The 26,448-nt window shown below is 60.1% G+C and carries 25 protein-coding genes and 1 tRNA gene; 12 read left to right on the top strand and 14 right to left on the bottom strand.

Annotation, left to right across the window (positions count from 1 at the left end; genetic code table 11):
- Positions 1–6: 6 nt before the first annotated feature.
- Together kdpA and kdpF are read right to left on the bottom strand one after the other, a co-directional pair.
- Positions 7–1,710 carry a potassium-transporting ATPase subunit KdpA gene (kdpA, locus tag ACP7BS_RS23940; RefSeq protein ID WP_426240096.1) on the bottom strand — a complete coding sequence of 568 codons (1,704 nt, stop codon included), beginning with the start codon at positions 1,708–1,710 and terminating at the stop codon, positions 7–9.
- Positions 1,711–1,737: 27 nt separating this feature from the next.
- Positions 1,738–1,827, bottom strand: coding sequence for a K(+)-transporting ATPase subunit F (kdpF, locus tag ACP7BS_RS23935; RefSeq protein WP_037103661.1), 90 nt, complete (start codon positions 1,825–1,827; stop codon positions 1,738–1,740).
- Positions 1,828–2,526: 699 nt separating this feature from the next.
- On the opposite strand from kdpF, the gene ACP7BS_RS23930 reads away from it, so the two are divergent.
- The 4 genes from ACP7BS_RS23930 to ACP7BS_RS23915 all read left to right on the top strand — a co-directional run bounded on the left by ACP7BS_RS23930 (position 2,527) and on the right by ACP7BS_RS23915 (position 5,581).
- Positions 2,527–3,000 (top strand): hypothetical protein, encoded by a 474-nt coding sequence (locus tag ACP7BS_RS23930; protein ID WP_426240095.1) that lies wholly within the window; start codon positions 2,527–2,529, stop codon positions 2,998–3,000.
- 351 nt (positions 3,001–3,351) lie between these two features.
- Positions 3,352–4,683, top strand: coding sequence for a SulP family inorganic anion transporter (locus ACP7BS_RS23925; protein ID WP_426240094.1), 1,332 nt, complete (start codon positions 3,352–3,354; stop codon positions 4,681–4,683).
- Positions 4,590–4,967, top strand: a complete 378-nt coding sequence (locus ACP7BS_RS23920) for a sodium-independent anion transporter (protein ID WP_426240179.1) — start codon at positions 4,590–4,592, stop codon at positions 4,965–4,967. The genes ACP7BS_RS23925 and ACP7BS_RS23920 overlap by 94 nt, the downstream gene beginning before the upstream one ends.
- On the top strand, positions 4,964–5,581 hold the full coding sequence (locus ACP7BS_RS23915; protein ID WP_426240093.1) for a ParB-like protein: 618 nt from the start codon (positions 4,964–4,966) through the stop codon (positions 5,579–5,581). The genes ACP7BS_RS23920 and ACP7BS_RS23915 overlap by 4 nt, the downstream gene beginning before the upstream one ends.
- A gap of 45 nt (positions 5,582–5,626) precedes the next feature.
- Here the strand turns inward: ACP7BS_RS23915 and ACP7BS_RS23910 are convergent, their stop codons facing one another.
- Complete coding sequence (locus ACP7BS_RS23910; protein WP_426240092.1) at positions 5,627–8,713, bottom strand: efflux RND transporter permease subunit; 3,087 nt, start codon at positions 8,711–8,713, stop codon at positions 5,627–5,629.
- Entirely contained in the window at positions 8,710–9,951 is a 1,242-nt protein-coding gene (locus tag ACP7BS_RS23905; protein ID WP_426240091.1) for an efflux RND transporter periplasmic adaptor subunit, read from the bottom strand. The genes ACP7BS_RS23910 and ACP7BS_RS23905 overlap by 4 nt, the downstream gene beginning before the upstream one ends.
- A gap of 453 nt (positions 9,952–10,404) precedes the next feature.
- On the opposite strand from ACP7BS_RS23905, the gene ACP7BS_RS23900 reads away from it, so the two are divergent.
- Entirely contained in the window at positions 10,405–11,022 is a 618-nt protein-coding gene (locus ACP7BS_RS23900) for a Crp/Fnr family transcriptional regulator (RefSeq protein WP_426240090.1), read from the top strand.
- Here ACP7BS_RS23900 and ACP7BS_RS23895 read toward each other — a convergent pair.
- From ACP7BS_RS23895 to ccoN, 9 genes are all read right to left on the bottom strand, one after another.
- Positions 11,019–11,480 (bottom strand): hemerythrin domain-containing protein, encoded by a 462-nt coding sequence (locus ACP7BS_RS23895; protein ID WP_426240089.1) that lies wholly within the window; start codon positions 11,478–11,480, stop codon positions 11,019–11,021. The two genes, ACP7BS_RS23900 and ACP7BS_RS23895, sit on opposite strands and share 4 nt — an antisense overlap.
- Before the next feature lie 135 nt (positions 11,481–11,615).
- Positions 11,616–11,789, bottom strand: coding sequence for a cbb3-type cytochrome oxidase assembly protein CcoS (ccoS, locus tag ACP7BS_RS23890; RefSeq protein WP_426240088.1), 174 nt, complete (start codon positions 11,787–11,789; stop codon positions 11,616–11,618).
- On the bottom strand, positions 11,786–14,053 hold the full coding sequence (locus ACP7BS_RS23885) for a heavy metal translocating P-type ATPase (RefSeq protein WP_426240087.1): 2,268 nt from the start codon (positions 14,051–14,053) through the stop codon (positions 11,786–11,788). The genes ccoS and ACP7BS_RS23885 overlap by 4 nt, the downstream gene beginning before the upstream one ends.
- Positions 14,050–14,535, bottom strand: coding sequence for a FixH family protein (locus tag ACP7BS_RS23880; protein WP_426240086.1), 486 nt, complete (start codon positions 14,533–14,535; stop codon positions 14,050–14,052). Before ACP7BS_RS23880 ends, ACP7BS_RS23885 begins: the two co-directional genes overlap by 4 nt.
- Positions 14,532–16,079: a cytochrome c oxidase accessory protein CcoG gene (gene ccoG / locus ACP7BS_RS23875; protein ID WP_426240085.1), complete on the bottom strand. Its 1,548-nt coding sequence runs from the start codon at positions 16,077–16,079 to the stop codon at positions 14,532–14,534. Before ccoG ends, ACP7BS_RS23880 begins: the two co-directional genes overlap by 4 nt.
- A 122-nt stretch (positions 16,080–16,201) precedes the next feature.
- Complete coding sequence (gene ccoP, locus ACP7BS_RS23870) at positions 16,202–17,077, bottom strand: cytochrome-c oxidase, cbb3-type subunit III (protein WP_426240084.1); 876 nt, start codon at positions 17,075–17,077, stop codon at positions 16,202–16,204.
- Between the two features lies 1 nt (position 17,078).
- Entirely contained in the window at positions 17,079–17,228 is a 150-nt protein-coding gene (locus ACP7BS_RS23865) for a cbb3-type cytochrome c oxidase subunit 3 (protein ID WP_113552405.1), read from the bottom strand.
- Positions 17,229–17,241: 13 nt separating this feature from the next.
- A complete protein-coding gene (ccoO, locus tag ACP7BS_RS23860) occupies positions 17,242–17,973 on the bottom strand; it encodes a cytochrome-c oxidase, cbb3-type subunit II (protein ID WP_426240083.1) in 732 nt (243 codons plus the stop codon).
- Between the two features lie 12 nt (positions 17,974–17,985).
- Positions 17,986–19,596 carry a cytochrome-c oxidase, cbb3-type subunit I gene (gene ccoN / locus ACP7BS_RS23855; protein ID WP_426240082.1) on the bottom strand — a complete coding sequence of 537 codons (1,611 nt, stop codon included), beginning with the start codon at positions 19,594–19,596 and terminating at the stop codon, positions 17,986–17,988.
- A 186-nt stretch (positions 19,597–19,782) separates the two neighbouring features.
- Here ccoN and hemN point away from each other — a divergent pair, with 186 nt between their 5' ends.
- The 7 genes from hemN to ACP7BS_RS23820 all read left to right on the top strand — a co-directional run bounded on the left by hemN (position 19,783) and on the right by ACP7BS_RS23820 (position 26,104).
- Positions 19,783–21,129, top strand: coding sequence for an oxygen-independent coproporphyrinogen III oxidase (gene hemN, locus ACP7BS_RS23850; protein ID WP_426240081.1), 1,347 nt, complete (start codon positions 19,783–19,785; stop codon positions 21,127–21,129).
- Between the two features lie 146 nt (positions 21,130–21,275).
- On the top strand, positions 21,276–21,800 hold the full coding sequence (locus tag ACP7BS_RS23845; protein WP_426240080.1) for a helix-turn-helix domain-containing protein: 525 nt from the start codon (positions 21,276–21,278) through the stop codon (positions 21,798–21,800).
- A 5-nt stretch (positions 21,801–21,805) separates the two neighbouring features.
- Positions 21,806–23,611: a hypothetical protein gene (locus tag ACP7BS_RS23840; protein ID WP_426240079.1), complete on the top strand. Its 1,806-nt coding sequence runs from the start codon at positions 21,806–21,808 to the stop codon at positions 23,609–23,611.
- 25 nt (positions 23,612–23,636) lie between these two features.
- Positions 23,637–23,852: a hypothetical protein gene (locus tag ACP7BS_RS23835; RefSeq protein ID WP_426230781.1), complete on the top strand. Its 216-nt coding sequence runs from the start codon at positions 23,637–23,639 to the stop codon at positions 23,850–23,852.
- On the top strand, positions 23,852–25,045 hold the full coding sequence (locus tag ACP7BS_RS23830) for a YcaO-like family protein (RefSeq protein ID WP_426240077.1): 1,194 nt from the start codon (positions 23,852–23,854) through the stop codon (positions 25,043–25,045). The genes ACP7BS_RS23835 and ACP7BS_RS23830 overlap by 1 nt, the downstream gene beginning before the upstream one ends.
- Entirely contained in the window at positions 25,042–25,782 is a 741-nt protein-coding gene (locus ACP7BS_RS23825) for a TfuA-like protein (RefSeq protein ID WP_426240076.1), read from the top strand. Before ACP7BS_RS23830 ends, ACP7BS_RS23825 begins: the two co-directional genes overlap by 4 nt.
- Before the next feature lie 76 nt (positions 25,783–25,858).
- Positions 25,859–26,104: a hypothetical protein gene (locus ACP7BS_RS23820; protein ID WP_426240075.1), complete on the top strand. Its 246-nt coding sequence runs from the start codon at positions 25,859–25,861 to the stop codon at positions 26,102–26,104.
- A 213-nt stretch (positions 26,105–26,317) separates the two neighbouring features.
- Here ACP7BS_RS23820 and ACP7BS_RS23815 read toward each other — a convergent pair.
- Positions 26,318–26,394 (bottom strand) — tRNA-Met (locus ACP7BS_RS23815).
- Positions 26,395–26,448 lie beyond the last annotated feature (54 nt).

Genomic DNA, 26,448 nt, shown 5'->3' with positions numbered 1-26,448 from the left:
CGGCACCTAGAAGGTTTGACCTGATATCATCGCCAGGTGCTCGACGATCGGCCCGAGCGCCAGCGCCGGGAAGAAGGTCAAGCCACCAACGATCAGGATGACGCCGCACAAAAGGCCGACGAAGAGCGGGCCATGGGTCGGGAACGTCCCTGCCGAAGCCGGCGCCGTCTTCTTCATCACCAGCGAACCGGCAATGGCGAGCGCCGGGATGATCACCAGGAAACGGCCCATCAGCATGGCGATGCCAAGCGTGATATTATACCAGGGCGTGTTGCCGGTGAGACCGCCGAAGGCCGAGCCGTTGTTGGCGGCAGCCGAGGTATAGGCATAGAGGATTTCCGAGAACCCGTGCGGTCCTGGATTTCCGATCGACGCCACGCCTGTCGGCAGGAGGACGGAGACCGCGGTGAAACCAAGCATGGTTGCTGGCAGGATGAGGATGGCGAGAACGGCCATCTTGACTTCCTTAGCCTCGATCTTCTTGCCGAGATATTCCGGCGTGCGGCCAACCATCAGGCCGGCGACGAACACCGTCAGGATGACGAACATCAGGATGCCGTACAAGCCGGCGCCAACGCCGCCGATGATGACTTCACCCAGTTCCATGTTGATCAGCGGGATCAGGCCACCCAATGCGGTGAACGAACCGTGCATGGCATTGACGGCCCCACAGGAGGCGGCCGTCGTCACGACTGCGAACAATGACGACAGGACGATGCCGAACCGGACTTCTTTACCCTCCATGTTGCCGCCATCGATACCCATGGCATGAACCAGCGGATTGCCCGCAGCTTCGGCCCAGTAGGTCACCGTGACACCGGCGAGGAAGAGCACGCCCATCGCGGCGAAGATTGCCCAGCCCTGGCGCTGGTTTCCGACCATGCGGCCGAAGACATTGGTGAAGGCTGCGCCGATGGCGAAGATCGACACCATCTGGATGAGGTTGGAGATCGCATCCGGATTTTCAAAGGGATGCGCGGAGTTGGCATTGAAGAAGCCGCCGCCATTGGTGCCGAGCATCTTGATTGCCAATTGCGAGGCGACCGGGCCAAGCGCGATGGTTTGCTGCGCACCCTCGATCGTCGTAGCCGTCATGTAGGCGCCGAGCGTCTGCGGTACGCCAAGATAGACATAGGCAATCGTCAGAACGATGCAGATTGGCAGAAGGATGTAGAGCGTGGCGCGGGTCATATCGACCCAGAAATTACCGATCGACTTTCCGGAAGCGCGCGCGAAACCACGGATGAGCGCAACGGCGATGGCCATGCCGGTTGCGGCGGAAGCAAAATTCTGCACCGTCAGACCGGCCATCTGCACGAGATAGGACATCGTGCTTTCGCCACCATAATTCTGCCAGTTGGTGTTGGCGACGAAACTGGTAGCGGTATTGAACGAAAGCTCAGGCCCGACAGCCGTCATGCCCGCAGGGTTGAACGGCAGGAAGCCCTGAAACCGCTGCAGCGCATAGAGAATGGCAAAGCCGGCGAGATTGAACAGAAGCAGGGAGAACACATAACTCGTCCAGTGTTGCTCTTCGTTCTCGCTGGTGCCGGACAGCCGGTAAAGGCCGCGTTCGATCGGGGCAAAAAGAGGCGACAGCAATGTGCGCTCGCCACCGAAGACGCGCGTCATATAGGCGCCGAGCGGCTTGATGAGCAAAATGACGATCCCGCAGAAGATGAGGATCTGGATCCATCCGTTGAGTGTCATGGCAATAACTTTCCGAACCTGGCGTTGTTAGAAGCGCTCAGGGCGAATGAGGGCGTAGGTCAGATAGGCGAGGAGAAACACGGTCACGCCGGCTCCGAGCACATAATCGACAAGCATTTCTCTGAATCCTTCGAATTAGAGACGGTCGCAGGCCCGCGTATAGGCAAACGACAGCGCAAAAAACAAAACACCGATCCCGATCAAGACAATATCCATCATCGATTCAGGCTCCTTTGTTGAATTTCATCTTTCCCTCCTCTTCAAAGGAGGGCGGCGACGCGAAAGAGGCCCCGTCCGATCATGCGCGATGCAAGATCCGGGGCCTGAATTTCACGCTCAATATGCCGCCGAACGGCATTAGCGTTCGAGACGGGGCGCCGGGGAGAGATATAAAAATCTCATAGGGATTTTTGGGAGGGCGCGCGTTCATCTGGCAGCCTCGGCTGGATCCACCGTGTTGATCACCGCGTAAAAATATTGAACCAGCCGAATAGTCGGGACGGCTAAACAGTGTTGGAGAACCAACCACGGGTGTGCCTTGGGAGCACCACGGCAGGCTGACCCTTTGCCGTTTCCCGCCACCGGCCAGTTTGCCGATACTTGTGCGAGATCACCTTTCCCATAATCGATCGAAATTATGGCGATGGGAAAAATCTGAATATTACTTTAATTTAACATGATCTTATTCGCGTCGAGCAGTATATTTCTCAGCGAAGTCATGTATTGCCGGCGGCGATCGGGCCGTGACGCGACACTATAAGATGGCTTCCTATCAAGAGACGTGTGAAAAACGTCTTTATATCAGAGGTAACGCAAATGTTCTCTTTTGCAAAAACCGCAACAATGTCCGCACTTTTCATCTCGGCATCCATCGGTGTTGCTTTCGCCGGCTCCCACGGCGATCCCAGCCATGATCACGGTCATGATTTTGATCGCCACTCCGACGGTCGTCAGGACCGTTCATTGCTTGGGGACGATGACATCACCACGGATGACAGTGCGACCCCGACCTTTGTTGTTCCCGCCTATACCGTCGGTTATGTTTCCGGATCACGACTGAATACAATTCTCAGTGAGCTTCGTGCTGACAATCAAAGTATGAATGCTGATAGGGCACGGGGTCTTCTCACGCGTGCTGAATATCAGCGCCTCAAGGCTGACGATACCTGGATACGCCACGAAGCGATGGCAGTAGCTGATCGCAACAACGGTGCGATACCGGCAGCTCGCTACGCTGTCCTGCAAAATCAGGCTCAGCAGCTTCAAGCCAACATTCGCCGCATGGCATAAACGGCCTGCCAGCCCCAAGCATGCAGCGCAGGCTGCATGCTTGGGGCTGGCATGTATACGTCAGCCGCGACGGACCATCACCGCGGTCCGGTGCGCCAAAACCTAAACTCTAATCCATTTCGAAACCTGGCGCGGACCATTGATTGTTCGGTCGTCAATGATGTTGACGGATGCACATGAAATTGATTGTATTTTGCAGGACAATCCTCTCCTGGATGCCGCAGTACCCGCGCCGCAAGCACGACGGCCAGGCTCTGGTGACCGTCTTAGGACGTGTTGCAGGGTAAAGCCGGATGCAAGGCAACCTGTGGTACCATCCTTGTCGTGAAAGCACAGGAGAACCGGCCCGCAATGCGCAAAGGAGACTGGATCGCGGGTCTATCGGTAGCGGGATTGATGCTGCCCGAAGCTGTCGCCTATGCCGGGATTGCCGGCTTGCCGCCGCAGCGGGCGATCTGCGCTGCCATTGCCGGCTGCCTCGCCTATGGGCTAGTTGGGCGAAGCCGCTTTGCAATTGTCAGCCCGACCTCCTCCTCTGCCGCCATCCTTGCCGCGACACTGCTGACGCTACCGGGTACAGTCGACGACAAGGCGTTGCTCGCCACGGTCCTGGTCGCACTCGTCGGCGCTCTCTTCCTGTTCGCATCGACGGTCCGGCTCGGAAATCTCGCAGGTTTCATCTCAAGGCCCGTGCTGCGCGGTTTCGCGTTCGGGCTGGCGATCACCATCATCTTGCGCCAGATACCGGTTCTGGCCGGGGTGCCGGTCAATGCATCCGACATTCTGCACCTCGTTACGGGCTTGGTTTCCTCGGTGCCACGTTGGCATCTGCCGAGTATTCTTGTCGGCTCAACAGCCCTTGTGGCCCTGATTGGGCTCCGCCGCGTTCCTTTCCTTCCCGGTGCGTTTCTGGTGCTCTGCGGCGGCATTGCCGTCTCGGCCATCTTTGATCTTTCCCACCGCAGTGTTGCCCTTGTCGGCTCTATCCCGCTTCTGCCCACTTGGCCGGATTTCTCGTCACGCCAGTGGTCCGAAATCATCACACTCATGCCTTTCGTGCTGCCGCTGGTGCTGATTCTCTTTGCAGAGTCCTGGGGCACCATCCGCTCGTTCTCGCTGCGCCACAATGAGCCCGTGGAAGCGAATCGGGAGCTGGGGGCCCTTGGCCTGGCAAATCTTGCCAGCGCCGTCGTCCAGGGCATGCCGGTCGGGGCCGGGTTTTCGGCAGGTGCTGCCAGCGAGGCGGCAGGCGCACAAAGCCGGGCGACCGCCGTCTTCGCAGCGCTCGGCCTGGCACTGATGATCATTTTTGCTTCCGGACCTGTCGCCCTTCTTCCCCAGCCCGTGCTGGCGGCAGTGGTGATCGCCGCATTGACCCATGCACTCGACCCGATGCCGTTGTTGCGCCTGTGGCGGCTGAAACGCGATGGTTACATCGCGCTGGGTGCTGCACTCGGCGTGCTGGTGTTCGGGGTTCTCGATGGCATGCTGGTCGCGATCGCGTTGTCGTTGGCAGCACTGCTCAGACGCATGGCATCGCCTTATGTGGCCCGTCTCGGAAGGCTCGCAGGGGCCACGATTTTGTCGATATCGCCCGCCATGCCGACGCGGTCTCAGTTTCCGGGGTCACCGTCTGGCGGCCGGCGCAGCCCCTGTTTTTCGCCAATGCGGATGCCGTTTTGAACACGATCGCCACCCACGTTCGTGCGGAACGCGACAGCGATTGCGTGGTCGTCAGCCTGGAGGAGAGTTTTGATCTCGACAGCACGGCGCTCGACGCCCTGTTGGAATTCGATGCGACGGTCAAGGCCTCCGGCAAGCGCGCGCAATATGCCCGTGTGCACGACCGGGCCCGCGATCTGATCATGGCCGCAGCGCCTGAGCTTGCCGGGCGTTGCAGCGTCAGCGTGGATGATGCCGTTTCAGCCGTTCTGTCCCAAGCATCAAGCACCGGAGATGCCCCATGACGCAAACCTACGAACCCCATCTGCAACCCGTGGCGATTGCGAGCCTGCGGCCGACGCAAATGACGGTCGGCTTTCGCGAAGTGGCCTGCAAAAGCCTGGAATGGCGCGAGATTTCCGGACATGACGGCGCCGATTTTCTCGGCCGTCATATGGTTCCAGTCGTCATCGGCTGGAAGAAGCATGCCTATCTGATCGATCACCATCATCTCGTCAGGGCTTTGCAGGAAGAAGGCGTCGCGCATGTCCTGACCAGCGTCGTTGCCGATCTCAGCGATCTCGGCAAAACGGAGTTCTGGTCAGTGATGGATCACTATCGCTGGTCCTATCCGTTCGATGCCGCAGGCGAGCGGCAGCCGCATAACAGCCTGCCGAAATCCGTGGCCGGCCTTATCGACGATCCCTACCGGTCGCTGGCCGGCGCACTTCGCGGCGCGGGCGGCTATGCCAAGGACAACACGCCATTCAGCGAGTTCATGTGGGCAGATTTCTTGAGAAACCGCATCGATGCGAAATTGCTGCGCAGAGATTTCAAGGACGCCGAGATCGCCGCCCTCAAACTTGCCAGAACCAAGTCAGCAAAACATCTGCCTGGCTGGTGCGGCCCAAGTGATTGACCTACTGACAGGCAAGAACACTCACCGATACTCGCCTCCGAGAAGTTACTCCGCTGGCGCCGCCACGCCCTTGCGTGACCAGAGCGACCGGGCAAAGGCGGACAACCGTTCGATCTCGACGAAGATGACCGGCGTGATGAACAGCGTCAGCACCTGGCTGAGCAGAAGCCCGCCAACAACCGCAACCCCGAGCGGTTGGCGCAATTCCGAGCTGGCGCCGGTTCCGATCGCCACCGGCAACGCGCCGAGGAGTGCGCAGAACGTCGTCATCATGATCGGCCGGAAACGGCGCACGGCGGCCAGATGGATGGCTTCGTGCGTTTCGTGATGCTCGTCGCGCTGCAGCGTCAGTGCGACATCGATCATCATGATCGCATTCTTCTTGACGATCCCGATCAGCATCAGCAAACCGACCAGGGCAATGATCGACAGATCGAAGCCGAAAATCTTCAAGGTCAGCAGCGCTCCGAACGCTGCGGAGGGCAGGCCGGAGAGAATGGTCAGCGGGTGCAGGAAACTCTCGTAGAAGACGCCCAGTACGACATAGATGATCAGGACGGCTGCGCCGATCAACAACCCGGTATTGCCGCTGGCCTGCTCGAAAATCTGGGCGGCCCCGGCATAGTTCGTCGTCACAGCTGCAGGAAGATTGATCTGCTGCTTGAGCGCATCGACGCGCGCGGTCGCTGTGCCGAGTGACACGCCTTTCGGCAGATTGAACGACAGGGTGACGGCGGTCAGCTGCCCCGTCTGGTTGACGGTAACCGGCCCTGCTTCACGTGTCACGCGGGCAAAGCTGGACAACGGAACAAGCGTCCCGGATGCCGAAGCGATCCGGATTGCCGACAGGGACTGCTCGTTCCAATCCAGCGACTGATCATATTCGATGATAACGTCATAGCTGTTGCCGGTGGTCTGGATCTGGGTGACAACATAGCTGCCGAATGCCGCCTCCAGCGTCGTGCGCAGTGCCTGGGACGAAATTCCGAGGCTGTTTGCCCGGTCATTATCGACGGTGACATGGGCCTGAAGCGCATTGTTCTGCAGGTCGGTGGCAACGTCAACAAAATGGGCGGTATCAGCCCGCATCGCATCACCGAGCGTTTGCGACCATTGCCGTGCCGCCGCAGCATCGATCGATTGCAGGACGACTTGAAACAGGCTCTGGGTGCTGCGCCCACCAAAACGCAGGCTCTGCTGGGGCGTGATGAAGGTCTTCAATCCGGCGATCTGCGAGAGCGAATGGCGCAAGGCTTGCAGGGTCGTATCAAGCGGAGGACGCGTGGTGCGCGGTTTCAGCTGAACCAGAAGCGACCCGGAATTGAGCGCCGATCCGCCAGGTCCGGCACCGAGTGTCGAGGTCACATGCGCGACGCTCGGATCGCTGGAGACGATGGCCGCAGCGCGGGCCTGCAATGCGCTCATCGCCTGATAGGATATATCCTGGCGGGCCTGCGTCGAGATCGTCAGGATACCAATATCCTCGGAGGGGAAAAAGCTGCGCGGCAGGCTGGCAAACATCCATCCGGACGCAACAAACGTGGCGGCGAACACCAGCATGACAATTGCGCGATGGCTCAGGCACCAGCCGACGGCCCGGCCGTAGGCAGCTGTTACCCTGTCGAATCCCCCTTGGCGCTTCAGCTGCTGCGTATCCCGGTGCGGCAGCCGGGCCGCAAGCATCGGGGTCACGGTCAGCGACACCGTCGCCGAAGCCAGGATTGCCAATGTGACGACGACGCCGAACTCGTTGAGCACGCGCCCGACGATGCCGCCCATCAACAGGATCGGCAGGAAGACGGCGACCAGCGAAATCGACATCGAAATAATGGTGCCGGTGACCTCCCGGCTACCTTCGATCGCCGCCTCAAGCGGCGCCATGCCTTCCTCCACCTTGCGGACGATATTCTCCAGCATGACAATGGCATCATCGACGACGAGCCCGACCGAAAGGGTGAGCCCTAAAAGCGAGATATTGTCGATCGAGAAGCCGAGCGCATGCATGGCGCCCAATGTCGCCACCAGCGACAGCGGTACGGCGAGCGCTGGAATAAGCGTGGCCGCAACCCGCCGGAGGAAGAGATAGATGACAAGGACAACGAGGCCGATGGTAATCATCAGCGTCGTCTCGACATCGGACACTGCGGCGCGGATCGACACTGAAGCGTCGTTAACGATGTTGATGTGCATGTTCGCCGGAAGATTGGCCTGAAGTTCCGGGACCTTTGCCAGAATGGCGTCGACCACCGCCACGGTATTGGCGCCCGGCTGGCGTTGTACTGCCAGCGCAATGGCCGGCTTTCCATCAAGCCAGCTTCCCTGGTTGACGATGGAAGCGCTGTCCACGACATCGGCGACATCGTCCAGCCGCACGATACGGCCGCCCGGCTGGGCGATGATCAGGGTTCGGAACGCTTCAGCATCGCTGCGCTGCGTCGCCACATCGACGGTCAGCGCCTGCGCCTTGTTTTGCAAGGTACCGACGGGGGACTGATCATTGGCGGCAGCAACCGTCGTCGCCAGTCCGTCAAGGGAAAGACCACGGGCCTCCAGCTTGTGTGGATCGACCTCGATCCGCACGGCATAGGTCTTGGCACCATAGACCTGCGCCTGCGCCACACCGGAGATCGTCGAGAGCGACGGCGAAACGATATTTTCCGCGACGTCGTCCATTTTCGTCAGCGAGGCGCCGTCACCGGTCAGAGCCAGGATCAGCACCGCCGCATCGGCCGGGTTTGCCTTGCGATAGCTCGGTGGCGCGGTGAGATTGTCCGGCAATTGCCGTTGAGCTCTGGCAATCGCTGCCTGGACGTCGGCGGCAGCCGCATCGATATCGCGCGAAAGATCGAACTGGATGGTGATCTGGGTATTGCCGAGTGACGAACTGGCGCTGATCGTATCAATCCCGGCGATCGTCTCGAACTGCTTGATCAAGGGCGTGGCGACGGAACTGGCCATCGTGTCCGGCGAGGCACCGGCGAGCTGTGCCGAGACGTTGATGGTTGGGAAATCGGCCTGCGGCAGGGCGGCGACAGGCAGGTTCGTATAGGCGGAAGCGCCTGCGAGCAGAACACCGACGATCAAGAGGATCGTCGCGACCGGACGCCGGATGAAGATTTCGGCGATGTTCATTCGACCGCTCCGGCTTCGGCCCCGCTTTCAGCCACCGTCTCAGGTGCGGCCGCCGGGGCCGACACGACCTCCACATGCGTTCCGTCCACCAGCCCCGCCTGCCCCTCGGTCACCACGATCTCGCCCTCCTTGAGGCCAGCGGAGATACCGGTCGTGTCCCCGACGGCAAAAGCGACCTTCACCTTGCGCACTTCGACGGTCTTGTCCTGCTTGACGACGTAGCAGACAGCTCCATCGCTCTGCGGCTGCACGGAGACGGACGGCACGAGGACCAAATTCTTCTGTTCGCCGGCGGTGACAGTGACACTCAGCGACTGACCCGGCCAGAATGTACCGCCCGAATTTTCAAGGCGCGCCCGCATCTTGAACGTGCCGGAGGGGGCATCCACCGCGTTGTCGATGAACACGATCGGCCCGGTCTCTCCCGTCGTCTTATCCTGGGACAATGTCGGAGAAATTCTGACATTGAGCTGCCCGCCTGCAAGCGCCTGCCGGGCGAGATCGAGATCCGTTTCGGGTAACGTAAACTCCGCATAGACCGGCTTCATCTGCGTCAGCGTGACGATATCTTGACCCGGCGCGACATAGGCACCGGGTGACAACAGGATCACTCCCAGCTTGCCGTCGAAGGGTGCGCGAATCTGCGTCTGCGTCAGCGCGACCTTGTCGGCTGCAAGCGTGGCATTATCGACGCCGATTGCGGCCTGTGCCTGTTTTGCGGCCGCAACTGCATCATCATATTGCTGACGGGTTTCTGCGCCGTCATTGCTCAGCGCCTCCACCCGTTTCAGGTTTGTATTGGCCTCGTCGAGTGCCGCCTGGTCCTTGGCAAGCGTCGCGGTGTCCCGCGCTATATTTGCATTGATCGTGCGGTCGTCGAGCTGCACCAGCAAAGTACCGGCCGTGACGTCGGCACCGTCCTTGACCAAGATCCGCGCGACGGTGCCCGACGCCGGACTGGACAGGGCCGTGGACGCGAACGGAACGATGATTCCGAGCGAACTGCGCGTCACCGGCAACGAACCGGCTTTTGCCGTTGTCGTGTTTACAGTCACTGCATTGCGGTGCCCGGCTGCGTTCTTCGGCCGACCGGCGTCACCGCTCGTTTTGCTTTCGGCGGAATCGATCGACAGAAAGCGTGCGACCCTGTCAGGCAAATAGGGGCTGAGTTCGGCACGCCCAAGAAAAACACCTGCGGCAACGGCAAAGACGAAAAGGAGAGAATTCGGGTACCGCATGTCGTTTTCCTTCAATGGGAACAACGCTTTTCTCGAACGCTAGAATTATGCGACTATTGACGGTCATAAATGACCTTGAACCGGGCAACACGGTGTCAACAATCACCTCGCCAGAATTAAATTCTGTTTAGAATCGAAAGGATCATCCCGGCCGGTTCTGGTGTCAGCGGATCCTCACCTGCCCGTGCAGAATACACGGCCTACCGGGGAGCAGCACCACAGCAGCGGCCCGCGACGAAAGGTCCGTGCCGCTACCCCACTTCACAGCGGCAGAGACGAGCAAAATCTGCTAGTCGTGCTTTAGTTGCAGATTTGACCACGCATTGGGGAACCCAACTGTCAGAAGCCGCCCGTATCGATATCCATAACTCAGACACACCCCTCCTCTGTCGAAGCTGCGAAGTGCGTCACAAGGGATTGTGCGGTGCGTTGGACGCCGGGCAATTGCTTGCCATGGCAAAGCACACCCGCATGACCCGGCATGAAGCAGGCAAATTGCTGGCCGGAGAGGAAACCCCGATCCAGTCCTATGCCAACGTCATGCGTGGTGTCGTCAAACTGACCAAAGTACTCGAAAACGGCCGCCAACAGGTTGTCGGCCTCCAGTTCGCGCCGGATTTCCTCGGCCGGTTGTTTGGCCGCGAAAACGCCGTGACGGCGGAAGCCGCATCCGATGTCGAGCTCTGCGAAGTTCCGCGCGCGGCCTTCGAACGGCTGGTGGCCGAGTATCCGCAGATGGAACAGCGGCTTTTCAGCCAGGTTCTGCGCGAGCTTGACGAGGCCAGGGACTGGATGGTCACGCTTGGGCAAAAGACCGCAGCGGAAAAGGTCGCGAGCCTGCTTTATCTCATCGCCGGCCACATCGACCCATCGACCGGCCCCGAAGCACGCGACAGCACCGCGTTCGATCTGCCTCTGTCGCGTATCGATATCGCCGAGTTTCTCGGCCTGACGATCGAGACGGTATCGCGCCAGATCACCAAGCTGCGAACCGACGGGGTGATTTCCGTCGTTGCAAACCGCCAGATCTCGATCCCGAGCCTCAACCGCCTGAAGGCGCGCTGCGGTTAAACCGCCAAGGTAGCCCCAGGGCCGGCGGAAAGCATCGGCAGCAGAACGGTGCAGTCAAACCGGATGCGCCGCCTGGCGCAATCGAAATAGCCACGCAGCATGTAGCCGAGCGTTTCCGGCGATGGCTTGCAGAGCCCCGTGCCATAGGCGCGCAAAGCCTCGCAGAGTTCTTCGGCGTAACACTCTTCCTCGATCTGCTCGTAGCGGATCTGGTCGAGGATTTCCGGCAAGCCGGCCGGCGTTCGCCAAGGCTGCCTGATCCATGGGAGGATGACCTCCTCTTCCAGCCGGTGGACGGCCGTCAGGATCGGCGGGATCGCCCGGCGCAGGTGCAGGCATTCACCGTGCGCGACCTTGTCCGGCAGCCGGTCTGCAACACTTTCCAGCGCGTCGCACAGCACCGCCTGATCCCGCAGCGCACGCTGCAACAGTTCAACCGCCGGATGAACTCCGCTCACAACTCTGGCCCAGCCCGCAGATTCGCGTCCAAAAATGGCCTCCCCGGCCAGGCATCCGACCGTACTGCAGCAAACGTGCCGCCGGTTCCTCTGCATGATGAAACACTCGCACGTCCAATGACGCCTTGACCTCGATCAAGCCGAGCCGCTGTCGTCCGCATCCTCCGAACGATCGTCATCAAGCAGTATGCGTTGTGCCGCACCGTCCAAATCTTCGTACTGGCCGCTTTTCAGCGACCAGATGAAGGCGCCGAGCCCGGCCGATCCAAGCAGGATGGCAACCGGCATGAGATAGATCAGCGATCTCATCGGGGCTGGCCCTCCAGGGCGGTGACAGATGATGATGACGTTTCGTCGAAATCGGCAGCGCCGCTATTCAACCGTAGGGCATTGGCGATCACCAGCAGTGAAGATGCCGACATGGCGATGGCCGCAACGAGCGGCGTCACATAGCCAAGAACGGCAATTGGGACGGCAAAAGCATTATAGCCGATCGCCAGAGCCAGATTCTGCCGGATCAGCCGGCCCGCCCTGCGCGAAACGTCCAGTGCGACGACGACGGCGCTCAGAGATTCGCGCAGAAAGACGAAATCGGCGGCGTTGCGGCCAACGTCGGCGGCCGTCGCAGGCGCCATGGAGACATGTGCTGCAGTGAGTGCCGGCGCATCGTTGAGCCCATCCCCGACCATCAATGGCCGCCGGCCCTCCTGCACCAAAGCCTGCAGGTGCTTGAGCTTGACGGCAGGCAGCAGCCCGGCGCCATAGCGTTCGATCTTCAAGATTTTCGCCACGGATTGTACGGATGCCTTCGTATCGCCCGAGAGCAGTTCGACAGGCATGCCGCTCTGCTGCAAACGCCTGATGGTTGAAGCTGCATCCGGGCGAAGCCTGTCGCTGAAGGTGAAGCGGGCGATGATGATCCCGTCTTGCGAAAGCACCGTTGTGGAGCTTTGCAAACCTTGCTCTTCTGGCCCTGCCCAGGCACTGCGCCCGAGACGATAGGTCTTGCCGCCAATTGTCGCCTCGATACCGAGGCCGGGATGTTCGGTGACCTGGTCAACTATGACATCCGGATAATGGAGGCCTGGATGCGCCTTCCAGATGGCGCGGGAGGCGGGATGGCTTGAATATCCGGCAAGGGAGACGGCGATGGCGAGGGCTGTCTCATCTCGCACGTCGCTACCGGCGAGGCTCAAATTGCCCAGCGTCAGGGTTCCGGTCTTGTCGAAAACCGCGACATCGGCTTCGGCAAGCCGCTCCATGGCAGACCCGTCCTTGACCATGATGCCGCGCTCGAACAAGCGGCGCGCGGCGACGACCTGAACGATCGGAACCGCCAATCCGAGTGCGCACGGGCAGGTGATGATCAAGACGGCGATCGCGATGGTGATGGCCTTGTGCCAATCGCCCGAAACCAGCAGCCAGCCGACCCCTGTCAGAAACGCAGTCAAATGCACCGCTGGCGCATAGTAGCTCGCTGCGCGATCGGCGATGCGCCGGTAGAGGCCACGTCCGGCTTCAGCCGCTTCCATCAAACGGATGACTTCGGCAAGGAATGAGGCTTCCGCAGCTGCGGTGACTGCGATCGTCAGAGGCCCTGTCAGGTTGAGCGTACCGGCGCTGATGACATCGCCGACTTTCACCGGTCGCGGATCGCTTTCCCCCGTCACCAGCGAGCAGTCGAGCTCGGAGAGGCCTTGGCGGACGACGGCATCCACCGGAATGCGATCGCCCGCCGCGATGAACACCTGCATTCCAGGCTCGATGCGCGCAAGCGGCATATATTCGCGGGCTCCATCTGGTCCGAGCACCACCGCTCCGGCCGGCGTCATCCGCACAAGACTGCTAACGGCCGAGCGCGCCTTCTCCCTCATGACGTGATCGAGCACGCGGCCGATCAGCAGGAAGAACAGCAACGAGGCGACTGCATCGAAATAGGCGTGTGGGCCGTGGTTGATGGTCTCATAGAGGCTCATGCCAAAAGCGAGCGAAATACCGACGGCGATGGGTACGTCCATGTTGGTGCGGCCATGCCGGAGCGCAGATGCCGCCGAGCGGAAGAAGATGCCGCCGCCCAACAGGAGCGCCGGCAGCGCGATCAGGGCCGAAACCCAATGGAACATGTCGCGCGTTGCACCCTCCGCTCCCGACCAGACGGAGACTGACAGGAGCATGATGTTGGCAGTCGAAAAACCACAGACAGCAACCGCCCGGATCAGCTCGGACCGTGTGCGATCACTTTTCCCATCCTCCTCGGAAAACAGGTGTGCCGGATAGCCGAGCCGGTACAACACGCCGCAAAAATCCGGAACTGCGTTGTCGCGCCAGCGGATCGAGACCCGCCGGGTGGAAAGATTGACACGGGCATTCTCGACACCATCAAGCTTGCTCAGCGCCCGTTCGATCTTGCCGATGCAGGCAGCGCAATGCACATTGGGTACGGACAGGTTGGTCTGCCGCAAGCCATCGCCAAGCCCGTGGCTAAGCAGGCGGATTTCATCTGCCGGCGGCATCGCCTGGCGCTCCGCCTCCAGCTCGAGCATGGATGCATTGCCGACGGCACAGCAGCTCATTGGCGTGCCCCATCCCTGACGAGGACACGCTCGCTGTGGCGATAGGGCATGGCAAGTCCGCCGTCGATCTCCAGATTGACGACCCAGACCCCGGGAGAAACATCAGAGGACGCGCTGAGCTGGCCGTTGCCGGATGGCTGCAGTGTGACCGACCAGTCCGCCGCCTCGAATGTCGGATGCTGGAAGGTTGCCTTGCCGCCCGACATCCTGACCGGATTTCCATTGCGGTCGATCAGCGTGAAGGTGATTTTTCCGGCAGCGATGTCGAGCTTCGGCACCCAGCCAAGATCGTTCTGCGTTCGCACTGCCACCATCTTCTCGTTGAACTGCTGGCTCGCGACGTAGGAATTCTCGACCACCAGTCCCGTCCAGCTGGTCACGGCGAACCGCGCCATAACGACATTGACGGCGATGATGACGCCGAAGAAGGCGAGCATGATCATCAGCATGTGACGGCCGGTAAATTCGCGGGCCTGTTTCATTTCGAACTCCCCGGCGTCTGAAATGTTGCCGTGTGGGTCTTCGTCTCGGGGCCTTGCGTATCCTCGATGACGAACCGGAATGTCTGCACCTGATCCGTGCTGGCGTGACGCGGCTGAGTGACGAAGACCTTCAGGCTGCGCAGGCGATCCGGCTCGACCGGAACGAGAAAGGATCCGTCACTCCGAGCCTCGATACCGGCGATCGCGACAGAGCTCTGCGGCAGGCCTTCGATCCGCACAGCCATAACGCGCGGTTTGGCGATCATGTTGAGGATCTTCAGCGTGTAACCGTTGCGCACAGAGCCGTCCGACAGCATGACGAATTGCGGATTGCGGTCATGCAGGACATTGACGTCGAGCCGCTCGCGCGTCACCAAAGCGTAGACGAGGCCGACACCGATCAGCGACCAGAGTGCCGCATAGAGCAGCGTTCTTAGCCGCAGGAAAGAGGCGAGGCTGATATGGCGCAGCGTCGCGGCAAGCTTGCCGTCGGCTGTGCGCACACGCGCCGGATCGATCGGCTGCGTGCCTCCGGCGGTCGCCAGCGCCATGTTGGCATTGTAGTCGTTGAGCGTCGTGTAGGAGATCAGGCCGCGCTCCCGGCCGAGCTTGTCCATCACCCCGTCGCAGGCGTCGATGCACAGCGCGCAGGTGATGCACTCCAGCTGCTGGCCGTCGCGGATATCGATCCCCATCGGGCAGACGGCGACACAGGCATTGCAGTCGACGCAATCGCCGACGACCGCACCCTGCGCTGCCGACTTCTTGGCATGACGCGAACGCGGCTCGCCGCGCCAGTGATTATAGGTCACCGTCAGCGACGCTTCGTCGAGCATCGCCGCCTGAATGCGCGGCCAGGGGCACATATAGGTGCAGACCTGCTCGCGCATCAGCCCGCCGAAGACGTAGGTCGTCGCCGTCAGGAAAGCGATAGTACTGTAGGCGACGAAGGCCGCTTGGCCGGTGAAGACATCGACGAGCAATGTGGGCGCATCAGCGAAATAGAAGATCCACGCGCCGCCCGTCGCCACGGCTATCAGCAGCCAGATCGCGTGCTTTGCGGTTCGCAACATCAGTTTGCGCAGCGAATAGGGTTCCTTGTCGAGCTTGATGCGGGCGTTGCGGTCGCCTTCGATCGCCCGTTCGACGACCAGAAACAGATCGACCCAGACGGTTTGCGGACAGGTGTAGCCACACCAGGCACGCCCGACGGTCGAGGTCAGCAGGAACAGGCCGAGCCCGGCCATGACCAGCAAACCGGCGACGTAGAAAAACTCCTGCGGCCAGATTTCGATGAAAAAGAAATAGAAGCGCCGGTTGGCAATATCGATCAGCACCGCCTGGTCGGGTGCATAGCCGCCGCGATCCCAGCGCAGCCATGGCACCAGATAGTAGATGCCGAGCGTGATCGCCATCACCAGCCATTTGAAACGGCGAAATCCTCCCGAGGCCCGCTTCGGGAAGATCTTCTTGCGTGGCGCATAGAGCACCTGCCGCTGTTTCTGCGAATTGACCGCCTCGGCGTCCAGTCTCTCGATATCCATTTTTCCAGCATTCCAGCCGCCCGGGGCATGATGCCGGCAAAGCCGGCCACTCGTCTGAATGGAGACTGGCACTCAGCGGCGCCAATCTCCTTGATCGAGGTCAAGCGACCGGATCGCGAAGTCTATTTGCCGCCGCCAAGCGAATAGACGTAGGCCGCGAGTTCCTTGACCGTAACGTCACCAAGGCGATCACCCCATGCGGGCATGACGCCGTGTTTCGGAGCGCGGATTTGCGCGGCGACCGCTTCCTCGCCGTCCACCAGCAGCGATAGGGTATCGGCGAGATTGGGGGCGCCCATTTCCTGGTTGCCCTCGCCACGATCGCCATGGCAGCTGGCGCAGTTCTGGGCGAATATCTGCGCCCCTGGCGTCGCTTCCGCTGGAAAGCCGGTGCCTCTCGGCAAATCGGCCACAAACGTAGCGACAGACGCGATCTCGGCGGGTTTCAGAATATCGGCGAAGGCGGGCATCTCGCTGACATGCGTATCGGCGTCTTCCGGCGCGCGAACCCCGTGGGTGATCGTCGTCAGGATCTGCTGCGGTGTTCCGCCCCAGAGCCAGTCGTCGTCGTTGAGGTTCGGGAAGCCTTTCGACCCTTGCGCCCCTGATCCGTGGCACTGGATGCAGTTGACCTTGAAGGCCGCATTGCCGGCGGCCGTGGCGACCGTGCGCAGCGTCTCGTCGGCAAGAATCTGCTGCATGTCCGCAGCCTTGATCGCGGCGGCATAGCCCGAGCGGGCCGCTTCGGCAGCGGCAAGTTCAGTGCGCACGTCCGCGCGGCTCGAATAGCCAAGCACACCCGTGGTTGCCGAAGTCAGCAACGGCCAGGCCGGATAAAAGACGGTATAGCCAAGCGCCCAGACGATGCAGGCGTAGAAGGTCAGTACCCACCAGCGCGGCAACGGATTGTTGAGTTCCTTGATGCCATCCCACTCGTGGCCGGTCGTCGATACGCCCGACAGCTCGTCCAGATTAGGATCTTTATGAGGATCGTGCATATCAATCGTCCTTGAGCGGGATTTGTGCGGCCTCGTCGGCGGATTTTCGGCTGCCGGGGCGGAACGCAAAGATCAATGTGCCGACAAAGAACAGCGCCATCGCCAGAAGACCCCAGCTGTCGGCGAAGGTCCGCAATTGTTGATATTCCATGGGGTTCTCCTTCTCAGCGATCGCTGCCGGCTTCGTCGTAGGTCTTGAAATCCACCAGCGTGCCGAGCATCTGCAGGTAGGCGACGAGCGCATCCATCTCGGTGATCGCTTGCGGATTGCCGTCGAAATCGCCGATGCGGGCTTTCGGGTAGCGACGCTCGATGCCTGACGTGTCCACCGCCGGATCGGCCTGAGCGCGCAGGTCGGCGTCGGCATTGTCGATCATCTCTTGGCTATAGGGCACGCCGACGGCGGCATTGGCCTTCAGATGAGTGGCGAAATCCTTGACCGGCAGCGGCTTGCTTTTCAGGAAGGCATAGCTCGGCATCATCGATTCCGGCACGACATCACGCGGCTCTGTCAGGTGCTGGACGTGCCATTCGTTGGAGTAGCGGTTGCCAACACGGGCAAGGTCCGGGCCGGTGCGCTTCGACCCCCACTGGAATGGGTGGTCGTACATCGATTCCGCCGCCAGACTGTAATGGCCGTAGCGCTCGACCTCGTCGCGGAAGGGCCGGATCATCTGGCTATGGCAGGCGTAGCAGCCCTCGCGGATATAGATGTTGCGGCCGGTGAGTTCCAGCGGCGAGTAGGGCCGCATGCCCTCCACCTTCTCGATGGTGTTTTCGAGATAGAACAGCGGTGCGATCTCGACGATTCCACCGATGCTGACGACCAGAAACGAGCCGATCAGCAGAAGCGTCGCATTGCGCTCGAGGATCGCGTGTTTGTCCAGGATACCCATGGTCTTCTTTCCTTATTCGGCCGCTTGCGGAGCGAGCACGGCGCCACCGATTTCCTGTTCGTCGCGCTGATATCCGAGGATGGTCATTGTGACGTTCCAAGCCATGATCAGGCCGCCGACGAGATAGAGAGCTCCACCCAGCGCACGCACGACATAGTAGAGGTGCATCGCCTCGACGGTTTCGGCGAAGGAGTAGACGAGGAAGCCCTGCTGATCGTATTCGCGCCACATCAGACCTTGCTGGATGCCCGAGACCCACATGACGGCGGCGTAGACGACGAGGCCGAGCGTGGCGAACCAGAAGTGCCAGGTGACCATGCGGACCGAATAGAGCCGCTCGCGGTTCCACAGCTTTGGCACGAGGAAATAGATGGCGCCGAAGGTGATCATGCCGACCCAGCCGAGTGCACCGGAATGCACGTGGCCGATGGTCCAGTCGGTATAATGGCTGAGCGAATTGACCGCTTTGATCGACATCATCGGGCCTTCGAAGGTCGACATGCCGTAGAAGGCAATGGCCGCGACCATCATGCGGATGATCGGATCGGTGCGGATCTTGTCCCAGGCGCCGGACAGCGTCATCAGGCCGTTGATCATGCCGCCCCAAGAGGGCATCCACAGCATGATGGAAAAGACCATGCCAAGCGTCTGCGCCCAGTCCGGCAGTGCGGTATAGTGGAGATGGTGCGGGCCGGCCCAGATATAGAGGAAGATCAGTGCCCAGAAATGGATAATCGACAGCCGGTAGGAATAGACCGGCCGGTTGGCCTGCTTCGGCACGAAATAATACATCATGCCGAGGAAGCCTGCGGTCAGGAAGAAGCCCACCGCGTTATGGCCGTACCACCACTGAGTTAGCGCATCCTGCACGCCTGCGAAGGCCGAGTAGCTTTTCGAGCCGGTGATCGACACCGGAACAGCCAGGTTGTTGACGATGTGCAGCATCGCCACGGTGACGATGAAGGACAGGTAGAACCAGTTGGCGACGTAGATATGCGGCTCTTTACGGCGCAGGATCGTGCCGAGGAAGACGATGAGGTAACAGACCCAGACGATCGTCAGCCAGAGATCGACATACCATTCCGGCTCCGCATATTCGCGGCCCTGGGTAATACCGAGCAGATAGCCGGTGGCGGCCATGACAATGAACAGCTGATAGCCCCAGAAGACGAACCAGGCGAGATCGCCACCGAACAGCCGGGCACGGCTGGTGCGTTGGACGACGTAGAACGAGGTCGCGATCAACGCATTGCCACCGAAGGCGAAGACGACGGCCGAGGTATGCAGCGGCCGCACGCGCCCGAAGGACAGGAATGGCTCGACATTGAGATCCGGATAGGCCAGCTGCAGCGCAATGACGACGCCGACCAAAAGGCCGACGACACACCAGAACACGGTGGCGATCACGCCGTAGCGGATTGGACCGTCCATGTAGGCGGACATATCGACCGCCGGCTGCGGTGCAAATGACGCCCGGCGCATCAAGACAACAACCGTCCCGATCAGCACGATCACCAGAATGCCCATGTGGTTTGCGAACAGCTCGTCCTTGGCAAGGCCGGCAGCAAGCAGCGCGAAAAACGCCGCTATGCCGGTGCCGATGATCGCCGATCCGTATTTCATCTCGTCGTCCCCGCATCAATCAGATGTCGGACCGCGCGCAGCGGTCCCCTGCCTCCTTCTCGGAGGAAGCGAAGAGACACGCCTTGATCCAGATCAAAGCGACGAGCGGAGAATAGAGACAGGCTGCCCGCGAAGGCCGATCCTATTGGGTCCATGGCCCTGAACGACCCAGATCGGACGACGCCCATGCTGCCAACGGCAACGATGCTTGATGCGAAGGTGCCCCGCTATACCAGCTATCCGACCGCGCCGCATTTCCACTCCGGCCTCGGGCCTGAGACCGCAAGGCAGTGGATATCGACGCTACCGACGGACAAGCCCGTATCGGTCTACCTGCACATCCCGTTCTGCGACCGGCTGTGCTGGTTTTGTGCCTGCCATACCAAGCAGACATTGCGATACGAGCCGGTCAGCGACTATCTCCAGGTTCTCCACGCGGAAATCGCAACCGTCGGCCGGCTTCTCGACGGACGCGTACCGGCCGGCGCCATCCATCTGGGCGGCGGCTCTCCGACAATGCTGCGGCCTGACGACCTGATCGCGCTCGGCAAGCATCTGCGTGACGCCTTCCATGTCCTGCCGGATGCGGAAATCAGCATCGAGATCGATCCGAACGACATGGATGAGCAACGGCTCGACGCTCTGGCGTCATTCGGTATGACCCGGGCCAGCCTCGGCATCCAGGATTTCGATCCACGCGTGCAGAAGGCGATCAACCGGCTGCAAAGCTTTGAGCAGACGGCCTATGTCGTTGACGGTGCGCGTGCTCGCGGGGTCAATTCCGTCAATCTCGACCTGCTCTACGGCCTGCCCCACCAAACCGTCGAAAGCGCCACCGTGACATTGCGCCGGTCGATGCAACTGGCGCCCGATCGCATGGCGCTGTTCGGCTATGCCCATGTGCCCTGGATGAAGAAGCACCAGACGCAGATCAGGGATGAATGGCTGCCGGAGGGGACGGAGCGTTACGCGCAGTCGGAAGCCGTGCGGGCGCTCGCCCTCGAGGCCGGATACCAGGCGATCGGCATAGACCACTTCGCGCTGCCCGGCGATGCCTTGACGCTGGCATCGCAACAGGGCCGCCTCAGGCGCAATTTCCAGGGCTATTCCGCCGACCGGTGCGACACGATCATCGGGCTTGGCCCCTCGGCCATCAGCCAGTTTGAACAAGGCTATCTGCAGAACACGCCAGCGACCGGCGACTACATGCGCCGCATTGAAGACAACGGTTTTGCCACCGTCCGCGGCATTGCACTATCGGACGACGACCCCGTCCGTCGGTGGGTAATCGAAAAGCTGATGTGCGATTTCCGTTTTTCCAGCGGCGAAGCCGAACGCCGTTTCGGCACTCTCGCCGGCGATGTCGTGATGCACGCCAAACAACTAGCGGCAATGGAAGGCGATGCGTTGTGCCAATGGCGCAATGACGGGTTTGAAGTCACAGCCAAAGGCCGCCCCTTCGTCCGTCTCATCGCCGCACGCTTCGACACCTATTTTACAGCGACCACAACACGGCACTCGGCAGCTGTCTGAAACGGGCAACGCAACCGTAAAATCATCTGTTTTGCTTAATTTGGCGCCAGTCATTGCACGAAATTTCCGCGTTCACTGGTCGCGTAATGGCTGTGAAGCACAGGCGACCGCAGAATTGAGATTCCGTACCCTCAAGACGCTGGCGAATGTTGCATTTCGAGCAAAAATTGGCATGCTGCGAAGTGCCAACACATGATGAAATCTTGGCAGCGACAGGAGAATGGAACTTGGCAAAGAGCGAACCTCATCAAATCGATATTCATGTCGGCAATCGCTTGAGGTCGCGACGGCTTGTTTTGGGATTGAGTCAGGAAAAACTGGGTGACCGTCTGGGCATCACCTTCCAGCAGATTCAAAAATATGAAAAGGGCACCAACCGCGTCAGTGCCAGCAAATTGCAAGCTGCAGCGTTGGTGCTCAATGTTCCTATCGGCTACTTCTTCGAGGACCACGAGCCTGTGGTGCCGGATGGACTGGTAAGGGAGGTGGATGAAATCGGAACGTTCCTGCTCTCGCGCGATGGCGTGACGCTCAATCGTGCCTTCACCTCCATCAAGAGCAAGCAGGTTCGCCAGTCCATCATCACCTTGACGAAAGCGCTGGCAAACGCTGACGACGGGATTGTTCAGGCGGCAGACACTGAGCGCGTTACCTCCCCCACTCCACGGTGAACCCCATGTTCCTGCAGACATTCGGTAGGTTGCGCCTGCTTGATGCTGCCGGACAGGAGTGCCGGTATCCTCGCAAGGGGCTGTTCCTTATCGCTTATCTGGCGACAGGCACCAGCGCCGAAATCTGCCGTGACGAAGCAGCCGAGCTTTTGTGGGGCAACGAGGATCGCGCCCTAGCATTTACAAACCTCAGGAAGCTGATTTCACGCCTGCGGACAGCGCATGGGCCGGCTTTGACCATATCGCCCACACATCTTCGCCTCGACCATCGGCAGCTCAATTGCGATGCGGATGCGATAAAGGCGGTAAAGACACCCTTGTCTTCTCTCGTCGAACTGATGAGCCGGACCTTTCTTGCCGAATTCGATGATGTAGAGGGCTCGGCCGGCCGATGGCTGCAGTCACAGCGCCGTACCTACCTGGAATTGCTGCGTGAAAGATTGCTTGAACGATCAGCAGGGGGTTCGACAGCTGCGGAAGCCTCGGCGGCAAGACAAGCCGCTTTCCTGATTCTGGAGCATTGGCCGGACGATCAGGTCGTGCGCAGAACGCTTTCGGCAGAGCCGCCATCGCAACTGGCCGAACGACCGGGCGAGCCCAAACCTATATTCGCAACCGTTGAGCAGCGCACCGCGTCGGATAGCGAATGGGCATTCGGCGCATCGAAACTGCCCCGCGTGGCACTTCTGCCTCCAATCGGCGTGCCGCCAGCTTCTGGCCTCGCCCTTCAAAAAGCGAGTGCCTTGGTCGACGACGTCGCGATCGGGTTATGTGCCCTTCGCAGTCTTTCGGTCATCGCGCCCTACACAGCCGAGCGTATTCGCTCCAGCGACGACAAGGTTCTCCTGCTCAACAAGCACGATATCTCCTATGTGATTGATACGAAACTGACCGATGACGGGCTCTTCGTTCAAATCATCTTCGTTCCCTCAGACCACGTGATCTATGCCGACCGCTTCGAAATCAGCGACGGACTTCTGTCTTTTCATCGGAAGGCTCTGGCGGACGTTGTCAAAGATCGAATTCTTGCCGAGCTGAAACGCAACGAGGGAGCGCTCAGCGACTATGCGTTTCATCCCGATGCTTACCAGCGATATCTTTCCGGCGTGCAGCAAATGAGCCGGCTAACATTGCCATCGGTTCGAAGCGCCCGCAAGACATTCAGGGAAGCCCTCAATCATAATATCGATTTCTCGCATGCCTTCAGCGGTCTTGCCAAGACCTATTCCATCGAATGGGTTTTGACTGCTCGGGGAGATCCCGAACTGCTGCGGAAAGCGGAGGAAAGCGCGCGATCGGCAATCGAATGCAATCCCGATATCGCCTATGGCTACAAAGAACTAGGCATGGCAAAACTCTATCTTGGCAAACTGGATGAGAGCCTCGAAGCGCTGGCCCGGGCGGAGGAACTGAGCCCCCATTACGCGGACGCCATCTATAGCTACGCCGACGCGCTCATCCATGCCTCCAAGCCCATGGAAGGGCTGGAAAAAATAGAACGCGCCATCTCTTTGAACCCACTTGGACCGGATGAATATTTCTGGTGTGCAGCCGGCGCCAGCTACTTCGTCGGCGCCTTCGACAAAGCCGTTTCCCGCATACACAGCATGTCCAATCAGGCGTCCGCGCACAGATTGTTGGCAGCAAGCTGGGCCATGCTTGGCGACACCAAGCGGGCGCATCACTATCGCCGGAAGGATCGCGAAGCCAACCCGCAATTCGATCTGCAAAAATGGCTCGCTGTGGTCCCGATCAGGGAGACCTGGCAGAAGGACATGTATCGCGAGGGCCTGATGAAGGCCGGCTATTGAAAATTCAACAGAGAGGGAGAATGAAATGTCCAAGGTCGTTGTAATCGGATTTCCGGGAGACAAAAAACTCTACTTGGCCGACGTGGATGCAGGAACAATTAAGGAGCTAACCGGTGTGACGGGATCGCTTGACTCGGCAAACCAACTGCGCGTCTCGGGGGGCACGGTGATAAAGGGTGTCGATTTCGCCGTTGCCGTTTCTGCCGCCGCATCCGTATCAGCCGGACTTTTCGACGCCTGATGGTCGATGAAAAAGGAGGGAGCGACAGGGCTTACAGTCCAGCTGAGACTTACAAGCGCGTGTCGTCCCTCCTTCCTGGCTTCGGCATAACACGTGTTGCCCGCCATACGGGCCTCGATCACATCGGCATTCCAGTCTGGTGTGCTTACACACCCAACGCGAAATCCATTGTTGTTGCGCAGGGAAAGGGTCTCACGGACGACGAGGCGAGAACTTCAGCAGTGATGGAATCTCTGGAGAGGGTCGTTGCGGCAAGTCCGCATGTCGATAGCGTCAATACCTCGGCAAGCGTTCTAAGACGCGCGGGCAAGCGGTTCCACACCCTATCATGCCTGATAGCGGCGGGCCGGTCACCGGCGCATGACGAAGAACCGATCTCCTGGGTCGTCGGAACAGACCTGATTTCAGGAGACCACATCCACGTGCCGCTCGATGCTGTGACCCTCGACCGCACGCTGATCGATTGCAGATATTGGCAGTCGTCCGACGGTCTGGCGTCGGGAAACACCTTGGGCGAAGCTTTTTTTCATGGGTTGAACGAGCGCATAGAGCGGGATGCCTATGTTCTGTGGCAGGTGTCGAGCGCCAGACTTCGGCAATCGTCGCGTATCGACCCACGTTCCGTTGACCAGCCGGAGCTTTCATCGCTGACTGCCCGCATCGAGGCGGCCGGGTTCGTGCTGCGATTGTTCGATATGACCAGTGATATCGCTGTACCCTCCTTCAACGCGCTTATCGCTCCCGCCGAGGTGCTTTCCGCCCGCAGCCCGCGTTTTGTCGAGGTGAACCATGGAGCAGGGACCCATCCCTCGGCGGACAGGGCCATGATTCGTGCGATCACTGAAGCGGTGCAGTCGCGCATGACATTCATCAGCGGCGGCAGGGACGATATCTATCCGCCGATCTACAGCCGGCCGTTGCCGGAAGAAATCCGTAACCTTTTGAGGTCGGACCCAGCGGTTCCATCCACCGCTTATAGGCGCGATTGCAGTAGGCCGCCGGCCGGCGATGGCGGCGAAATCCTTGCCACTCTGAAGCGAATGGTGCTTGGGCCGATCATTGCCGTGCCGCTCAGCGCCCCTGCCTGGCCGTTTGCCGTGGCAAAAATCCTCGCTCCACAATTGGAGAATCCGGAAGGCCGCCGCGCCCAAAGGTTTGGCCCACGCGCCCTGGCCAAGGGGTCCTTCGGATGAAGCTTCTGTTTGCCGGGCCGACCCTGCCGAAGGCGCAAGTCCATGACGCCAATATCACAGTTCGCGGGCCTGCTGGTCAGGGCGACATTTTTCGCGCGGTGGAAGGGGGAGCCACTGTGATCGGCATTGTCGATGGAGCCTTCGAATATACCGCGCCGGTCTGGCATAAGGAAATACTCTACGCTCTCAGTGCCGGAGCAACAGTTCTCGGCGCTGCCAGCATGGGTGCGTTGCGCGCGGCGGAGTGCCATTCATTCGGGATGATCGGTGTCGGACGTATTTTCAAGGATTACCTGGAAGGCATTCGTGTAGACGATTCCGATGTGGCGCAGATTCATGGCCCCGCCGAGCTTGGATGGCTGCCGCTGAGCGAGCCATTGGTCAATGTCACCGCCACGCTTGACCTTTTGCTGGAAGGGCAGCTCCTATCCTCAGCCGAAGCCATTCAGCTGCAGGCCACGGCGGAGGCGATATTCTTCAAGGCCCGGACATGGCGATCTATCCTCAAGCGCACGCCCAACATCAGGGCTGACAGAAGCACGTCAATCAGCATCGCCTTGCAGACCTGCCGGGTCAATCAGAAGCGGGCAGATGCAATGGAGCTTGTCGCCATCATGTCACGGCTCGACGCGCAGCGATCGGCGACCAAACCGGACTGGGAATTCCAGCGCACAACCCTTTGGAACGACATGCTGAAACACCATCTCATGGCGAAAGATCCCGGCCATCTATCTTGAAGTGTGTCACGCCCGCGTCACGCGAAGTTTGCTTCGGCTAAGATTAATGTCGCTGCAAATCATTGCGGAGCCGAACATGTCAGCATACGCCACCCTTGCTTCGAACGAGATTGACGCCTCGACAGAGAATGAGATCGAAGAGTTTCACGCCATAACGCGTCTGATCGTCTTCGCGAAAGAAAGTGCCGCGCTTCTTGACGCCCATCAGACCGTCTATTGTCTGGATCTGGCGCTGGAGCAAATCACCACCGAATTGCGTCATCGAGCCGACAATTCGTCGGATATCGCAGCCTATCTGAAGGATGCGATCAGCCTGCAATAGGATTTCTCAGCCCCGCAGACATTCTGCGCGAGCGTTTCGATCGAGTAGAGGTTGGCTAACGCGACGCGGTCGATAGGCTGTTTGATGTCAGAGCCGAGAGTGCGCTCGCATCGATGCAAGCGGTAGCGGGAGCCCTGATCCATCCCTCTGAACGCAGCAAAGCCCGCCTCCGTTTCCGGATGGCGGGCTTTTTGTGTGTTTTTGGTATCAATTTGGTTGCGGGGGCAGGATTTGAACCTGCGGCCTTCAGGTTATGAGCCTGACGAGCTACCGGGCTGCTCCACCCCGCGCTATCTCTGCATTCGGCTTTCGCCGAGTGTCGGATTGTATTGGGCTATCGTGGC

Source organism: Pararhizobium sp. DWP1-1-3, from assembly GCF_049896125.1.
In the GTDB taxonomy this organism is placed as follows: domain Bacteria; phylum Pseudomonadota; class Alphaproteobacteria; order Rhizobiales; family Rhizobiaceae; genus Pararhizobium.
The sequence above is the reverse complement of the archived record's forward strand: the minus strand, read 5'-3'. Positions and strand labels throughout refer to the sequence as shown.

Bases quoted from the DNA above. Each gene is read 5' to 3' on its own strand.
- kdpF (WP_037103661.1), bottom strand. From the start codon at position 1,827: ATGCTTGTCGATTATGTGCTCGGAGCCGGCGTGACCGTGTTTCTCCTC.
- ACP7BS_RS23835 (WP_426230781.1), top strand. From the start codon at position 23,637: ATGTCCAAGGTCGTTGTAATCGGATTTCCGGGAGACAAAAAACTCTAC.
- ACP7BS_RS23900 (WP_426240090.1), top strand. From the start codon at position 10,405: ATGGCAAAGCACACCCGCATGACCCGGCATGAAGCAGGCAAATTGCTG.
- kdpA (WP_426240096.1), bottom strand. From the start codon at position 1,710: ATGACACTCAACGGATGGATCCAGATCCTCATCTTCTGCGGGATCGTC.
- ccoN (WP_426240082.1), bottom strand. From the start codon at position 19,596: ATGAAATACGGATCGGCGATCATCGGCACCGGCATAGCGGCGTTTTTC.
- hemN (WP_426240081.1), top strand. From the start codon at position 19,783: ATGCTGCCAACGGCAACGATGCTTGATGCGAAGGTGCCCCGCTATACC.
- ccoO (WP_426240083.1), bottom strand. From the start codon at position 17,973: ATGGGTATCCTGGACAAACACGCGATCCTCGAGCGCAATGCGACGCTT.
- ACP7BS_RS23865 (WP_113552405.1), bottom strand. From the start codon at position 17,228: ATGGAATATCAACAATTGCGGACCTTCGCCGACAGCTGGGGTCTTCTG.
- ACP7BS_RS23880 (WP_426240086.1), bottom strand. From the start codon at position 14,535: ATGAAACAGGCCCGCGAATTTACCGGCCGTCACATGCTGATGATCATG.
- ccoP (WP_426240084.1), bottom strand. From the start codon at position 17,077: ATGCACGATCCTCATAAAGATCCTAATCTGGACGAGCTGTCGGGCGTA.
- ACP7BS_RS23925 (WP_426240094.1), top strand. From the start codon at position 3,352: ATGCGCAAAGGAGACTGGATCGCGGGTCTATCGGTAGCGGGATTGATG.
- ACP7BS_RS23915 (WP_426240093.1), top strand. From the start codon at position 4,964: ATGACGCAAACCTACGAACCCCATCTGCAACCCGTGGCGATTGCGAGC.
- ACP7BS_RS23910 (WP_426240092.1), bottom strand. From the start codon at position 8,713: ATGAACATCGCCGAAATCTTCATCCGGCGTCCGGTCGCGACGATCCTC.
- ACP7BS_RS23820 (WP_426240075.1), top strand. From the start codon at position 25,859: ATGTCAGCATACGCCACCCTTGCTTCGAACGAGATTGACGCCTCGACA.
- ccoG (WP_426240085.1), bottom strand. From the start codon at position 16,079: ATGGATATCGAGAGACTGGACGCCGAGGCGGTCAATTCGCAGAAACAG.
- ACP7BS_RS23825 (WP_426240076.1), top strand. From the start codon at position 25,042: ATGAAGCTTCTGTTTGCCGGGCCGACCCTGCCGAAGGCGCAAGTCCAT.
- ACP7BS_RS23930 (WP_426240095.1), top strand. From the start codon at position 2,527: ATGTTCTCTTTTGCAAAAACCGCAACAATGTCCGCACTTTTCATCTCG.
- ccoS (WP_426240088.1), bottom strand. From the start codon at position 11,789: ATGAGATCGCTGATCTATCTCATGCCGGTTGCCATCCTGCTTGGATCG.
- ACP7BS_RS23845 (WP_426240080.1), top strand. From the start codon at position 21,276: ATGTTGCATTTCGAGCAAAAATTGGCATGCTGCGAAGTGCCAACACAT.
- ACP7BS_RS23840 (WP_426240079.1), top strand. From the start codon at position 21,806: ATGTTCCTGCAGACATTCGGTAGGTTGCGCCTGCTTGATGCTGCCGGA.
- ACP7BS_RS23885 (WP_426240087.1), bottom strand. From the start codon at position 14,053: ATGAGCTGCTGTGCCGTCGGCAATGCATCCATGCTCGAGCTGGAGGCG.
- ACP7BS_RS23905 (WP_426240091.1), bottom strand. From the start codon at position 9,951: ATGCGGTACCCGAATTCTCTCCTTTTCGTCTTTGCCGTTGCCGCAGGT.
- ACP7BS_RS23830 (WP_426240077.1), top strand. From the start codon at position 23,852: ATGGTCGATGAAAAAGGAGGGAGCGACAGGGCTTACAGTCCAGCTGAG.